Here is a 14,678-nt window from a genome sequence, read left to right as displayed (position 1 = left end):
CGCCCGGCAGAATGACCCCGTGCTCCACGATCTCTTCCCGCCCGGCGTCCAGCATGCCCTGGACCTCGCGGGCATCTTCGTCTTCGCCACCGCGGGCGCGCTGCTCGCGGTCCGCAAGAACTTCGACGTCTTCGGCATCGCCGTCCTCGCCCTCGTCACCGCCCTCGGCGGCGGCCTCCTGCGCGACCTCGTCATCGGCGCGGTCCCCCCGGCCGCCTTCGGCGAGCTGAGCTTCTTCGTCACCCCGCTGATCGCCGCCGCCCTGGTGTTCTTCCTGCATCCCGAGGTGCAGCGGATCAACCGGGCCATCAACGTCTTCGACGCGGCGGGCCTCGGCCTGTTCTGCGTGACGGGCACGACCAAGGCCTACGAGTACGGCCTGGGCCTGACCGCTTCGGCCGCCCTCGGCCTGGCCACGGCGGTCGGCGGGGGCGTCCTGCGCGACGTACTCGTCAACGAAGTGCCCTCGCTGCTGCGCGACCGCGAGATGTACGCCGTGCCCGCGATCATCGGGGCCGCGATGGTGGCCGTCTTCATCTCCCTCGGCATGCTCAACGCCGTGACCAGTGGCATCGCGATCGTCACCACCTTCGTCCTGAGGCTGCTGGCCATGCGCTATCACTGGCGCGCGCCCCTGGCGTGGAACCGCCGCTCGTCCGTCCCCGAGGAGCCGTAAAAAGAAAAGCTACCGCTTAGTAGGGGGCGGGGTTACCCTCGTTCCATGTCTCAAGCAGCAGCGGCAGCAGCGTCGTCGGCCACCATCGGCGACAGCGAGTTCGACCGCGACACCACCGTCATCGAGCGCGCGGACGAGCCCGGCGTGTACGACGCGGAACTCTCCGGCGGCTGGACGATCATCACCGCGGTCAACGGCGGGTACCTGCTCGCCCTGGTCGGCCGGGCCCTGTCGGCCGCCCTGCCGCACCCGGACCCCTTCACGGTGTCCGCCCACTACCTGACCTCGTCGGTTCCCGGCCCCGCCGTGATCCGCACCCAGGTGGTACGGGCCGGGCGCGCCCTCTCCACGGGCCAGGCCTCGCTCTTCCAGTACGACGAGAACGGCGCCGAGGTCGAGCGCATCCGCGTCCTCGCGTCCTACGGCGACCTCGCGGCGCTGCCGGACGACGTCCGTACGACGGCCACGCCCCCGGTGATGCCGGCCTACGCCGACTGCTTCGGCCCCGAGGCCGGCCCGGCCCCGATCCCCGGCAGCTCGGCCATCGTCGACCGGCTCCGGCTACGGCTGGATCCGGCCACCGCGGGCTGGGCGGTGGGCGCGCCGTCCGGCAAGGGCGAGATGCGGTCCTGGTTCGAGCTGGCCGACGGCCGGGACGCCGACGCGCTCTCCCTCCTCCTGGCCGTGGACGCGCTCCCGCCGACCTCCTTCGACCTGGGCCTGATCGGCTGGACCCCGACCCTCGAACTCACCACCCACGTCCGCCGCCTCCCCGCCCCGGGCCCCCTGCGGGTCGCCATCACCACCCGCAACCTGGCGGGCGGCATGCTGGAGGAGGACGCGGAGGTCTGGGACTCCACGAACCACCTGGTGGCCCAGTCCCGCCAACTGGCCCGAGCCCCCCGCCCGACCCCCACCCCCTGACCCCCGCCGCCCCCGCCCCGGAGCCGGACCCGTCCTCCGCACCGGCCGGCCCCGGGTCGCGCCCATCCCAGCCCGTCCGGCGTTTGAGGACCCGCCGGAGGCCGAGCCGACCGGCACCCGAGGGCCTCCGGATCGGTCCCGGGGTTCGTCGCCCGGGCCCCCGCCCCGGCTCTCGCCCCGGTCATTCCAGCCCGTCCGGCGTTTGAGGACCCGCCGGAGGCCGAGCCGACCGGTACCCGAGGGCCAACGGGGGCGGACCCCGAGCCCCCGCGGGAGCGGAGTACGCACGCCCGGGCGCGGGCCCGAGTGGTCGCACCCGTCCAGCCCGTCCGGCGTGTGAGGACCCCACCGTCCCCCGGGACCCGGTTCGGCCCGCCCCGGGGGACTCGTAGAATCGGGGAATCATGGCCTACCTCGACCACGCCGCCACCACGCCGATGCTGCCGGAGGCCGCCACGGCGATGACCGCGCAGCTCGCCGCGACGGGCAACGCATCCTCCCTGCACGCCGCCGGCCGCCGGGCCCGCCGCACCGTCGAGGAGGCCCGCGAGGCCTTCGCCGAAGCGCTCGGCGCGCGCCCGAGCGAGGTGGTCTTCACCGCCGGCGGCACCGAGGCCGACAACCTCGCCGTCAAGGGCCTGTACTGGGCCCGCCACGACGCCGACCCCGCCCGCACCCGCGTCCTCGCCGGCCCCGTGGAGCACCACGCCGTCCTCGACGCCGTGCACTGGCTCGGCGAGCACGAGGGCGCCCGCGTCGAGTACCTCCCGGTCGACCGCTACGGCCGCGTCCACCCCGAGGCTTTCCGGGACGCCATCGCCCGTAACCCCGACGACGTCGCCCTCGCCACCGTGATGTGGGCCAACAATGAGATCGGCACCGTCATGCCGGTCCACGAACTGGCCGCCATCGCCCGCGAGTTCGGCGTCCCCATGCATTCCGACGCCGTCCAGGCCATCGGCCAGCTCGACGTCGGCTTCGCCGACAGCGGCCTCGCCGCCATGGCGGTCAGCGGCCACAAGATCGGCGGCCCCTACGGCATCGGCGCGCTGCTCCTCGGCCGGGACCAGACCCCCGTCCCCGTCCTGCACGGCGGCGGCCAGGAGCGCCACGTCCGCTCCGGGACCCTCGACGTCCCCGCCATCGCCGCCTTCGCGGTGGCCGCCGCACTCGCCACGGAGCGCCGCGAGACCTTCGCCCGCGAGGTCGGCGCCCTGCGCGACGAACTGATCGCGGCCGTCCGCTCCGCCGTGCCCGACGCGATCCTCGGCGGCGACCCGGACGACCGCCTCCCCGCCAACGCCCACTTCAGCTTCCCCGGCTGCGAGGGCGATTCCCTGCTCCTCCTCCTGGACGCCCAGGGCATCGAATGCTCCACCGGCTCCGCCTGCACCGCGGGCGTGGCCCAGCCCAGCCACGTGCTGCTGGCCACCGGCACGGACCCGGACCTGGCCCGCGGCACCCTGCGGTTCTCCCTCGGCCACACCTCCACCAAGGAGGACGTCGCCGCCGTGGCGGCCGCCATCGGCCCGGCCGTGGACCGCGCCCGGACCGCCGGTCTCAGCTGAGCCGGACCGATCAGCGCGGCAGCTCGCCGACCATGCGCAGGTAGCGGGCCCAGTCCCAGTGCGGCCCGGGGTCCGTGTGGTCGGTTCCGGGCACCTCGGAGTGGCCGAGGACGTGCTTGCGGTCGGCGGGTATCCCGTACCGCCGGCAGATGTCGGCGGCCAAACGGGCCGAGGCGGCGTACATCGCGTCCGTGAAGTCCTGCGGGCGCGTGACGAAGCCCTCGTGCTCGATGCCGACGCTGCGCTCGTTCATGGAGCGGTTGCCCGAGTGGAAGGCGACGTCGAGCTCGCGGACCATCTGCTCCACATGCCCGTCCTGGCGGACTATGTAGTGCGCCGAAGCCTTGTGCCACGGATTCTGGAAGGCCTCCACCGACGAGGCGAAGTCGCCCTGCGTCACATGGATCACGATCCGGTCGATGCGGTAGTCGGCCGGGCGGTCGGCGAGCCGCCAGTTCGCAGGCGAGGCCGAGGACCAGCTCGCTCCCGCGTGATCCAGCGCACCTTCCTCGCGCGGCCTGCCCACCCCCGGCAGCAGCCACCAGCTCCGCGCGATCTCGTCCCGGCCCGCCACCGCACCGGCCGCGACCAGCCCGAGCCCCCCGAGCAGCACCGCCCGACGTCCCTTCCGGCCCATCCGAACCACCCCCCGCTCCCGATAACGCGCTGTGACCCCTTGCGGTTCCCCGTACCCTGGACGGTGCTATGACTGAGAACCTGCCGAGCACCCGTCCCCTTCGCGTCCTGGCCGCCATGTCCGGTGGCGTGGACTCCGCCGTCGCCGCTGCCCGCGCGGCCGAAGCCGGGCACGAGGTGACCGGTGTCCACCTCGCGCTCTCCGCGAATCCGCAGTCCTTCCGCACCGGAGCCCGCGGCTGCTGCACGATCGAGGATTCCCGCGACGCCCGCCGCGCCGCGGACGTCATCGGCATCCCCTTCTACGTGTGGGACCTGGCCGACCGCTTCCGCGAGGACGTCGTCGAGGACTTCATCGCGGAGTACGAGGCCGGGCGCACCCCGAACCCGTGCCTGCGCTGCAACGAGAAGATCAAGTTCGCCGCGCTGCTCGACAAGGCCCTCGCCCTCGGCTTCGACGCCGTCTGCACCGGCCACTACGCCACGGTCGTGGTCAAGGAGGACGGCAGCCGCGAGCTGCACCGCGCCTCCGACATGGCCAAGGACCAGTCGTACGTCCTCGGCGTCCTCGACGAGAAGCAGCTCGCCCACGCCCTCTTCCCGCTCGGTGACACCCTCACCACCAAGGAGGAGATCCGGGCCGAGGCCGAGGCGCGCGGCCTGGCCGTCGCGAAGAAGCCCGACAGCCACGACATCTGCTTCATCGCCGACGGTGACACCCAGGGCTTCCTGGCCAGCCGCCTCGGCAAGGCCGAGGGCGACATCGTCGACGAGTCCGGCGCGAAGATCGGCACCCACGAGGGTGCCTTCGGCTTCACCATCGGCCAGCGCAAGGGCCTGCGCATCGGCCACCCGGCGGCCGACGGCAAGCCGCGCTACGTCCTCGACATCTCCCCGGTGAACAACACCGTCACCGTCGGCCCGGTCGAGGCCCTCGACGTCAGCGCCCTCACGGCGATCCGCCCCCGCTGGTGCGGCTCCACGGCCGCCGCCCCGGGCACGTACACCGCGCAGCTGCGCGCCCACGGCGGCGAGACCGAGGTCTTCGCGGAGATGCGCGACGGCGCACTCCACGTCGCCTTCACCGAGCCGGTCCGCGGCGTGGCCCCCGGTCAGGCGATCGTGCTGTACGACGGCACCCGCGTGGTCGGCTCCGCCACCATCGCCACGACGACGAAGGCGGCGGACGCGGAGCCCTCGGCCCCGGCCACCGCCGCCTCCGCTCAGGCCTGAGCCGGGGCCGCCTCCGCGCGGGCCCGAGCCCGGGCTCAGGCCCGCGCCCGGGCCGTGCCCAGGCCCAGTCCCGGCCCTACGCCTGGTCCTCGCCCGGCGCCACCGTCAGGACGATCTTGCCGGTGGTGCGGCCGAGCTCGCCGATCTCGTGGGCGCGCGCGGCCTGCTCCAGCGGCAGGACCGTGTCGATCAGCGGCCGCAGCGCGCCCTCCTCGGCCAGCGCGGCCAGCGCGGTCAGGCCCTGCCGGTCCGGCTCCACCAGGAGCACGCTGACGCGCACCCCGTCCGCGTCCACCGCCAGGCCGTCGCCGCCCGCGATCGTGACCAGGTGGCCGCCGGGCCGCAGGACCCGCAGCGAGCGCTTCCCGTAGTCGCCGCCGATGGTGTCCAGGACGACGTCGACGTCCCGGACCGCCTCCGCGAAGTCGCTGCTCCGGTAGTCGATCAGCTCGTCGGCGCCCAGCTCGCGCAGCAGGTCGTGCTTGGCCGCGCTGGCGGTGCCGATGACGTACGCGCCGCGCGCCTTGGCGATCTGGACCGCGAGGTGGCCCACTCCGCCCGCCGCCGCGTGGATCAGCACCCGCTGTCCCGCCCGGAGGTCCGCCGTGTCCACCAGGGCCTGCCAGGCCGTGAGAGCGGCCAGCGGCAGCGCCGCCGCGGCCACGTGGTCCAGGGCCGCGGGCTTGCGCACGAAGTGCCGGGCGGGCGCGGTGACGTACTCGGCGTAGCCGCCCGCCTGCTTCGGGAAGTGCGGCATGCCGAAGACCTCGTCGCCCGGCTGGAAGAGCGTCACGCCCATGCCGACGGCCTCGACGGTGCCGGAGACGTCCCAGCCCACGATCGGGGTCGGGGCCCAGTCGATGAGGACGCCGGAGGCCCGCGTCTTCCAGTCGACCGGGTTCACCCCGGCGGCGTGGACGCGGACCAGCACCTCCGTCGGCCCCGGCTCGGGACGGTCGATCGTGGTTTCGGTCAGGACCTCGGGTCCGCCCCACTGGCTGACGACGACGGCGCGCATGGAAATCTCCTCGGATCTGCTACCTCCCGGTCTTCCGGAAGATGCCTCCAGCTTCCGGCGCGGACGCCACTCGTGGTGTTGGCCGTATGGCCACCATGTGACAGGATCTGGCCATGCACCGTGTCGCCGTACTCGCCCTGGAGGGCGTCCCCCCGTTCGAGCTGGGCATGCCCTCGCGGGTGCTCGGCAACGCCCGCGACGAGGACGGCCGGCTCCTGTACGAGACGGTCGTCTGCACGGCCGACGGGCGGCCCGTGACCAGTGACGCCGGGTTCACCGTGGGCGTCACGTCCGGCCCCGAGGCCCTGGCGGCGGCCGACACCATCGTCATCCCGCCCACGCACGCGATGGACGAGCTGCTCGAGGGCGCCCCGCTGCCGCCCGCGCTGCTGGCGGCCCTGGCCGTGATCCGGCCGGGCACCCGGCTGGTGTCGATCTGTACGGGCTCGCACGTGCTCGCCGCGGCCGGACTGCTGGACGGGCGCCCCGCGACCACGCACTGGTACGACGCCGAGAAGTTCCAGCGGGCCTTCCCCCGGGTCAGGCTCGACCCGAACGTCCTCTTCGTCGACGACGGCGACGTCCTCACCTCCGCCGGGGTGGCCGCCGGGGTCGACCTCTGCCTGCACCTCATCCGCCGGGACCACGGCAGCGCCGTCGCCAACCGCGCCGCCCGGCTCTGCGTGGTCCCGCCCTGGCGGGACGGCGGGCAGGCCCAGTACATCGACCGCCCGGTCCCCGAGGCCACCGTCGCCACCACCACGGCCACCCGCGCCTGGGCCCTGGAACGCCTCGACACGCCCCTCACCCTCACCGAACTGGCCGCGCACGCACGCATGAGCCTGCGCACCTTCACCCGGCGCTTCCGGGACGAGGCGGGGGTCACCCCGGTCCAGTGGCTGACCGCCCAGCGCCTCGAACTGGCCCGCCAGCTCCTGGAGTCGAGCGACCTCCCGGTGGACCTGGTGGCCCACCGCGCGGGCTTCGGCTCGGCCAACTCCCTGCGCCAGCACATGCGCACCGCCCTGGGCGTCTCCCCGATCGCCTACCGCCGCACCTTCCACCGCACGACCGCGGCATGACCCCGTAGGTAATCGACGGCGTCCGGGCGCCAGGGCAGGATCGGGGCACAGCCGGATCCGCCGAGGAAACGAGGACGTCATGACCGCCTACGCGATCGCCCACATACGCCCCGAGTCGATGAACGGGGACGTCCTGCGCTACATCGAGGAGATCCAGGGCACCATGGATCCCTTCGGGGGCGCGTTCCTGGTGCACGGGGCCACCCCCGAGGTCGTCGAGGGGCCCTTCCCCGGGACCGTCGTGGTGCTCGCCTTCCCGGACATCGAGCGGGCCCGCGCCTGGTACGGCTCGCCCGCCTACCAGGAGATCCTCCCGCTGCGCACCCGCCACATGACGGGCGAGGTCATCCTCGTCGAGGGCGTCGCACCGGGTTACGACGCCACGAAGACGGCCGCGGTCCTGCGCGAGGCCGCCGGCCTCTGACGGCCGGCCGGACGACACCGGCGACCGCGGGGACCGAGCGGGGTGGCCGGGCGGGCCGGGCGGGGTGCGAGCATGGGCCGTATGGCTACTCACCTCATCACCGGCGCCGGCTCCGGCATCGGCGCGGCCGTCGCGCGCCGGCTGCACGCCCGCGGCGACGACCTCATCCTCATCGCCCGCGACGCCGGCCGCGGCAAGGAGCTGACCTCCCTCTTCCCCGGCTCCCGCGCACTCGTCGCCGATCTCGCCGACCCGGACCGGATCTCCTGGGCCTTCTCCCACCAGGCGCTGCCCGACCGGCTGGACTCCCTGCTGCACATCGCCGGGATCGTCGACCTCGGCCCGGTCGGCGAGCTGCGGCCCAAGACCTGGCACCAGCAGCTCAACCTCAACCTGATCACCCCCGCCGAGCTGACCCGCCTCACGCTGCCCTCGCTGCGCGCCTCCCGCGGGCAGGTCGTCTTCGTGAACTCCGGCGCCGGACTCAACGCGCACGCCGAGTGGGGCGCGTACGCCGCCTCCAAGCACGGACTGCGCGCGCTGGCCGACGCGTTGCGCGCCGAGGAGAAGCCGAACGGGATCCGCGTCACCTCGGTGTACCCCGGCCGCACCGCCACACCCATGCAGGCCAAGGTCCGCTCCCAGGAGGGCGAGAGCTACGACGCGGCCGACTGGATCGACCCCGAATCCGTGGCCACCACCATCCTGATGGCCCTCGACCTGCCCCGCGACGCGGAGGTCAACGACCTCTCCGTGCGGCCCGGACGATGAGCGGACCCGTCATGAGCACAGCCACCGGAGTCGGCTCACTGCCCGGCGGTGACGCCCGCGAGGCCGCCAAGACCGTCACCGGGTCCTTCGAGGAGTTCCCGTACCTCGCCGAGCTGCCCGCCCGCGGGCCCGGCGCCGACATGATCGGGCGCTCCCTCGGGCTGCTCGTCGACATGTACGCGCACGTCGAGCCCAGCGGCTGGCGCCTGAGCGACCGGCCCGGGCGGGACACCAAGCGCGCCCGGTCCTGGCTCGGCGAGGACCTCGACGCCCTGGAGGAATTCACCCAGGGCTACCAGGGGAAGCTCAAGGTGCAGGTGGTCGGCCCCTGGACGCTGGCCGCCGCCCTGGAACTGCACGGTGGCGAGGCTGTCCTGCGGGACCCGGGCGCCTGCCGCGACCTGGCCGGTTCGCTCGCGGAAGGGCTGCGGGAGCACCTGGCGGACGTACGCAAGCGGATCCCCGGCGCCGAGATCGTGCTCCAGGTCGACGAGCCATCGCTGACCGCGGTCCTGCGCGGGCACGTACGGACGGCCAGCGAGTACCGCACCTACCGGGCCGTCGACCGACAGGTGGTGGAAGGAGCGCTGCGGGACCTCTTCGCCGTGCACGACGGGGACGTCGTCGTGCACTCCTGCGCGCCCGACGTGCCCTTCGCGCTGCTGCGGCGGGCCGGGGTCACGGGTGTGTCGTTCGATTTCTCCTTGCTCACCGAGCGCGAGGACGACGTCATCGGGGAGGCCGTCGAGGACGGCATGAAACTCTTCGCCGGAGTGGTGCCCGGCACCGACGGTCCGTTGTCGGACCCGGGCGGTAGCGTCATGGGTGTCAGGAAGCTTTGGCGCAGGCTGGGGCTGGCCCCGGGGATCCTCGCGGAGTCCGTCGTGGTCACCCCGTCGTGCGGTCTGGCGGGCGCTTCGCCCGCCTACGCCCGCGCGGCGATGGCGCACTGCGTCAAGGCGGCGAGGTCGCTCGCCGACAACCCTGAGTGACGTAGAGACGGGTCCACGGGAGGAAACGGCATGGCAGCCGAACAGAAGCACGGTGGCGGCACGGCGGCGGGAGCGGCGGCCGGAACCGAGGCGCCGGCGGCGGTGCTGGAGCAGCACGCCCTGCTCGCCGAGCAGATCGAGGAACACCGCTTCCGGTACTACGTGAACGACCAGCCGGTCGTCACCGATGCCGAGTTCGACAAGCTGCTGCGCTCGCTGGAGGCGCTGGAGGAGCAGTACCCGCAGCTGCGCACTCCCGACTCGCCCACCCAGAAGGTGGCGGGGGCCTATGTCACCGACTTCGCCTCCGTCCAGCACCGCGAGCGGCTGCTCTCCCTCGACAACGCCTTCGACGACGAGGAGCTGGCGGCCTGGGCCGAGCGGGTGGCCCGGGACGTCAACACCTCCGACTACCACTACCTGTGCGAGCTCAAGGTCGACGGCCTCGCCGTCAACCTCACCTACGAGAACGGCAGGCTGACCCGGGCCGCCACCCGCGGCGACGGCCGCACCGGCGAGGACATCACGCCCAACGTCCGCACCATCGCCGAGATCCCCGACCGGCTGGCCGGGGACCGCGTCCCGGCGCTCGTCGAGATCCGCGGCGAGGTGTACTTCCCGATGGAGAAGTTCGAGGAGCTGAACGCCCGCCTGGTCGAGGCGGGCGACAAGCCCTTCGCCAACCCCCGTAACGCGGCGGCCGGTTCACTGCGCCAGAAGGACCCCAAGGTCACCGCGACCCGCCCGCTGCACATGGTGGTCCACGGCATCGGCGCCCGCGAGGGCCTCGACATCGACCGGCTCTCGCACGCCTACGAACTGCTCCACGAATGGGGCCTGCCCACCGCGACCCACAACAAGGTGGTCGGCTCGCTCGCCGAAGTCCGCGATTTCATCGCCTACTTCGGCGAGAACCGGCATTCGGTGGCGCACGAGATCGACGGCGTCGTCGTCAAGCTCGACGAGATCCCGCTCCAGGGCCGGCTCGGCTCGACCGCGCGCGCCCCGCGCTGGGCGATCGCCTGGAAGTACGCGCCCGAAGAGGTCAACAGCAAGCTGATCGACATCAAGGTCGGCGTCGGCCGCACCGGCCGGGTCACCCCGTACGCGCAGGTCGAGCCGGTGACGGTGGCCGGATCCGAGGTCGAATTCGCCACCCTGCACAACCAGCAGGTGGTCAAGGCCAAGGGGGTCCTGATCGGGGACACCGTGGTCCTGCGCAAGGCGGGTGACGTCATCCCCGAGATCCTCGGCCCGGTGGTGGACCTGCGCGACGGCAGCGAGCGCGAGTTCGTGATGCCCGCCGACTGCCCCGAATGCGGGACCCCGCTGCGCCCGATGAAGGAAGGCGACATCGACGTCCGGTGTCCCAACGCGCGGACGTGCCCCGCCCAGTTGCGCGAGCGGCTCTTCTACCTCGTCGGCCGCGAATGCCTGGACATCGAGAACTTCGGCAAGGTGGCCGCCGCCGCGCTCACCAGACCGCTGGAACCCGCCGTCGCCCCGCTGCTGGACGAGGGCGACCTGTTCGACCTCACCATCGAGCAGCTGCTCCCCATCAAGGCGTACGTCCTGGACGCGGACAGCGGGCTGCCCAAGCGCGACCCGAAGACCGGCGAGGACAAGATCGTCACGGTTTTCGCCAACCAGAAGGGCGAGCCCAAGAAGAACGCCCTGGCCCTCCTGGAGAACGTCGCCGCGGCCAAGGACCGGCCGCTGGCCCGGTTCATCAACGGCCTCTCGATCCGGCACGTGGGACCGGTGGCCGCGGCCACCCTGGCCCGCGAGTTCCGTTCCCTCGAGCGCATCGAGGCGGCGACCGAGGAGGAACTGTCCGCCACCGAGGGGGTCGGCGCCATCATCGCCGCCGCCCTCAAGGAATGGTTCTCGGTGGACTGGCACCAGGAGATCCTCGCCAAGTGGCGGGCCGCCGGGGTGCGGTTGGAGGACGAGGTGTCCGCCGAGGAGGAGGGTCCGCGTCCTCTGGAGGGCCTGACCGTCGTCGTCACCGGCACGCTGGAGAGCCACACGCGCGACGGCGCCAAGGACGCGCTGCAGAGCCGGGGCGCCAAGGTGACGGGGTCCGTCTCGAAGAAGACCTCCTTCGTCGTGGTCGGTGACAACCCGGGCTCCAAGTACGACAAGGCGGTCCAGCTGAAGCTCTCGATCCTGGACGACGCGGGCTTCGCCGTGCTGCTGGAGCAGGGCCCCGAGGCGGCGCGCGAGGCCGCCCTGCCGCTGGAGGAGCCCGCCGCCCCGGCTGGGGACGCCGACGCCGACGCCGCATCGGAGTAACGGAGTAACGGAGTAACGCAAGAGCGCAGGTGGAGCCGCGGGGGAGGGGGCGAAGGAGGGGACGCAGAAGCGGGTGAGGGGGAGGACGAAGGCGAACGGATGCGTGGCGTGCGGCCGTACGGGCGGGCGCACGCCGGGCGCGCGGAGCGGTCGCGAACGGCCGGTACCGACCTAGCCGCAGGGCGTTGACCTGTCGGATCATCGGAAGGGTGACCGGGAAGTCCCGTACCGGCCTCACCCGTTCGGCGGATACCGTACTGATGAGGATGGCTGGGTCGTATTCAGGCAACCGCCGTCGACCGCTGCCCTTGGAAGCCTCTCGCGTCCTACTGTTGAGGGGCGCGCCTGTCGTGCACGGTTGCGGGACGCGAATCCAGCCGTGATGGCATGACATCGGGGCCATCACGAGGCATCGGCATCGCCGGCTGTGAGAGGGACAGGCATGAAACCCATCGAAGGCGCCGACCCGCCTCCGGATTTCGGCGGGGCGGGCGGGGACCTGCCGTCGCTGCGGACGGACCGGGCGGCCCGGACCCCCGGCCGGGGAGGCCGCGCGGGACACGCGCGCCGTGAGGGGCGGGCGGAGCGGATGCCCCGGGCCGAGCGGACGCCCCGGGCCGAGCGCGCGATACGGACGGAACGACCAGTTCCGGCCGAGCGGGCCGCCCCGGCGACCCGGTTCGGGGTCCTGGGCGCCAGAACCCCCGACACCCACCCGCTCACCACCGGCGCCACCGGGGGCTCCGGCGGCGGACCGGGGACCCCGGCCCACGGCTGGCGCGCCGGGGTGCCGCTCGCCGTCGTCGTGCTCTCCCTGGTCGTCCTCGTCACCGGCATCGCCCGCGCCCTGAGCGACCGTCACGCCCTCTTCCCCGGCGGCTCCGCCGGATGGGGCCTCGCCCTGCTCACCGGCATCATCGTCGGCCACCTCGTCGCGCTCGGCCGGGACCGCTGGTGGGGCGGTACCGGATCCGGCGCCGCCCTCACCCTCGGCGTGCTCATCCTGTACGGCTGGATCCCGGCCGGGCTCGTCTCGCTCGCCGTGGTCTCCCTGGTCGGCGCCGCCCGCAGGCACCGCTGGCGCCAGGGCCTGCTGCACGGCTCCGCGGACATCCTCGGCATCGGCGCGGGGGCGCTCGTACTCGCCGTCTTCGGCCAGGCCCCCAGCGTCGAGGTGCCCTGGCAGCCCACCGGCTGGGGGCCCGGGGCGATCCCCGAGGTCACCCTCGTCGCCGTCGCCTACCTGCTGGTCACCCGCGTCGTGCTGTGGCTGGCGCTGGCCCCGCCGGGTGGTGGGCTGCCCACCGTCGCCCGCACCGCGCTGCTCCGGCAGGTCCTGGTCGCCGCCGCCCTGCTCGGCATCGCCCCGCTGATCTGCGTGGTCGCCATCACGCTGCCCGTCCTGCTGCCCCTGTTCGCCGTGCCGCTGATCGCCCTCGACTCCACCCTGTGGATCGCCCGGGCCCGCGCCGAGGAACAGCTGCGCGACCCGCTCACCGGGCTGCCCAACCGGCAGTGGCTGCTGGAGCGCGCCTGGCGGGCCCTGGACGAGGCTGAACGTATCGGCACCCGCACCGCGCTCGTCCTCATCGACCTCGACCGCTTCCGTGCCGTCAACGACACCCTCGGCCATCTGGCCGGTGACCGGCTGCTCCTCCAGATCGCCGACCGGCTCCGCCAGGCGCTGCCCAAGGACGCGGAGGTGGCGCGGCTCGGCGGCGACGAGTTCGCCGTGCTGCTGCCCGTCGCCGACTCCACCACCAGCGCCCAGCGGGTCGCCCGCCACCTCGTCGCCGAGCTCAGCTCGCCGCTCGACCTCGACGGGCTCACCCTCGTCCTGGAGGCCAGCGCGGGCCTCGCCGTCTTCCCCGACCACGCCCTCGACGCGGAGGGGCTGCTGCGGCGGGCCGATGTCGCGATGTACCAGGCCAAGCGGGACCGCACCGGGGTCGAGGTCTACGAGTCCAAGCGGGACAGCAACACGCCCGACCGGCTCGGGCTCCTCGGCGACCTGCGGCGCGCGCTGGACGCGGGCGAGGTGGAGCTCCACTACCAGCCCAAGGTCCGCTTCGACGGACAGGTCGCCGGGCTGGAGGCCCTCGTGCGGTGGGTGCACCCGGAGCGGGGGCGGGTGCCCCCGGACGAGTTCATCGCGATCGCCGAGACGTCGGGGCTGATGCCGCACCTGACGGAGTACGTGCTGGAGACCGCGCTGGCCCAGGTGGCCCGCTGGCGGGCCCAGGGCCTGAAGGTGCCGGTCGCCGTCAACGTCTCGCCGCGCGACGTGCACACCCCGGGGTTCGCCGGGGCCGTGGCCGCGCGGCTGGCCCGGCACGGGGTGCCGGCGAGCGGGCTGCAGCTCGAGATAACGGAGCACGTGCTGCTGGAGGATCCGCAGCGGGCCGCGGACACCATGGCGGGGCTGACCGGGCACGGCGTGAAGATGTCGCTCGACGACTTCGGGACGGGGTACTCGTCCCTGGTCCATCTGCGGCGGCTGCCGGTCAGCGAGCTGAAGATCGACCGGTCCTTCGTGGCGCGGCTGGCCGTGGACGCGCAGGACGCGGAGATCGTGCGGTGCACGGTGGACCTCGCGCACTCGCTGGGGCTGCTGGTCGTGGCCGAGGGCGTGGAGGACGACGAGACGTGGGAGCGGCTGCGGGACCTGGGGTGCGATGCGGTGCAGGGGTGGCTGGTGGCGGCCGCGATGCCGCCTGCCGAGGCGACGGCGTGGCTGTTGGCGCGGGGTGAGCGGGGGTGGCGGCGCCCGGCCGACATCACGGCGGAACTGGCCGCCGCGGCAGCCGCCGAAACCCCGGCCCCGTAGCGGACCGGCGTTTGAGGCGCCCCCGGAGGGCCTGCGGTCCGAGGGCGCTATTACCAGCCTCGCCGGCGTTTGAGGCGCCCCTGGAGGGTTCCCGGGCCGGGAGGGCGCGCGTGCCCTTGGTGGGGCTGAGTGGGCCAGGGATCGCTGCGCGTGCTCGGCCAGTAATCTTCGGACCGGATCGCACGGTACGCCGCGCGGGAGCGGTCGTCCAGGGTCCGCTTGGGCCTCCACC

12 protein-coding genes are annotated in these 14,678 nt (G+C 73.5%); 10 read left to right on the top strand and 2 right to left on the bottom strand.

What is annotated here, in order from left to right; genetic code table 11:
* Positions 1-19 precede the first annotated feature (19 nt).
* The 3 genes from ABT084_RS01200 (at position 20) to ABT084_RS01190 (ending at position 3,168) form a co-directional block, all read left to right on the top strand.
* Positions 20-676 carry a trimeric intracellular cation channel family protein gene (locus tag ABT084_RS01200; RefSeq protein ID WP_351037555.1) on the top strand — a complete coding sequence of 219 codons (657 nt, stop codon included), beginning with the start codon at positions 20-22 and terminating at the stop codon, positions 674-676.
* Positions 677-721: 45 nt separating this feature from the next.
* Positions 722-1,600, top strand: a complete 879-nt coding sequence (locus ABT084_RS01195; protein WP_351037553.1) for a thioesterase family protein — start codon at positions 722-724, stop codon at positions 1,598-1,600.
* A 404-nt stretch (positions 1,601-2,004) separates the two neighbouring features.
* Complete coding sequence (locus ABT084_RS01190) at positions 2,005-3,168, top strand: cysteine desulfurase family protein (RefSeq protein ID WP_351037551.1); 1,164 nt, start codon at positions 2,005-2,007, stop codon at positions 3,166-3,168.
* A gap of 10 nt (positions 3,169-3,178) precedes the next feature.
* On the opposite strand, the gene ABT084_RS01185 is transcribed toward ABT084_RS01190, so the two are convergent.
* A complete protein-coding gene (locus ABT084_RS01185) occupies positions 3,179-3,805 on the bottom strand; it encodes an N-acetylmuramoyl-L-alanine amidase (RefSeq protein WP_351037549.1) in 627 nt (208 codons plus the stop codon).
* A gap of 68 nt (positions 3,806-3,873) precedes the next feature.
* Here ABT084_RS01185 and mnmA point away from each other — a divergent pair, with 68 nt between their 5' ends.
* A complete protein-coding gene (gene mnmA / locus ABT084_RS01180) occupies positions 3,874-5,037 on the top strand; it encodes a tRNA 2-thiouridine(34) synthase MnmA (RefSeq protein ID WP_351037547.1) in 1,164 nt (387 codons plus the stop codon).
* A gap of 76 nt (positions 5,038-5,113) precedes the next feature.
* On the opposite strand, the gene ABT084_RS01175 is transcribed toward mnmA, so the two are convergent.
* Positions 5,114-6,055 (bottom strand): NADP-dependent oxidoreductase, encoded by a 942-nt coding sequence (locus tag ABT084_RS01175; RefSeq protein WP_351037545.1) that lies wholly within the window; start codon positions 6,053-6,055, stop codon positions 5,114-5,116.
* 113 nt (positions 6,056-6,168) lie between these two features.
* Between ABT084_RS01175 and ABT084_RS01170 the strand changes: the two genes are divergently transcribed.
* The 6 genes from ABT084_RS01170 to ABT084_RS01145 all read left to right on the top strand — a co-directional run bounded on the left by ABT084_RS01170 (position 6,169) and on the right by ABT084_RS01145 (position 14,446).
* Complete coding sequence (locus ABT084_RS01170; protein WP_351037543.1) at positions 6,169-7,137, top strand: GlxA family transcriptional regulator; 969 nt, start codon at positions 6,169-6,171, stop codon at positions 7,135-7,137.
* A gap of 79 nt (positions 7,138-7,216) precedes the next feature.
* Entirely contained in the window at positions 7,217-7,561 is a 345-nt protein-coding gene (locus ABT084_RS01165) for a DUF1330 domain-containing protein (protein WP_351037541.1), read from the top strand.
* Between the two features lie 81 nt (positions 7,562-7,642).
* Complete coding sequence (locus tag ABT084_RS01160) at positions 7,643-8,332, top strand: SDR family oxidoreductase (RefSeq protein ID WP_351037539.1); 690 nt, start codon at positions 7,643-7,645, stop codon at positions 8,330-8,332.
* Positions 8,329-9,324, top strand: coding sequence for a methionine synthase (locus ABT084_RS01155; protein ID WP_351037537.1), 996 nt, complete (start codon positions 8,329-8,331; stop codon positions 9,322-9,324). Before ABT084_RS01160 ends, ABT084_RS01155 begins: the two co-directional genes overlap by 4 nt.
* Positions 9,325-9,354: 30 nt before the next feature.
* The gene (gene ligA / locus ABT084_RS01150; RefSeq protein ID WP_351037535.1) at positions 9,355-11,619 is read left to right on the top strand and encodes an NAD-dependent DNA ligase LigA; all 2,265 of its coding nucleotides are present in this window, start codon (positions 9,355-9,357) and stop codon (positions 11,617-11,619) included.
* Between the two features lie 442 nt (positions 11,620-12,061).
* On the top strand, positions 12,062-14,446 hold the full coding sequence (locus ABT084_RS01145; RefSeq protein ID WP_502968804.1) for a putative bifunctional diguanylate cyclase/phosphodiesterase: 2,385 nt from the start codon (positions 12,062-12,064) through the stop codon (positions 14,444-14,446).
* Positions 14,447-14,678 lie beyond the last annotated feature (232 nt).

The organism is Streptomyces sp. NPDC002138 (assembly GCF_040296485.1).
GTDB lineage: Bacteria > Actinomycetota > Actinomycetes > Streptomycetales > Streptomycetaceae > Streptomyces.
This window is presented reverse-complemented; position numbering and strand designations above follow the sequence as displayed.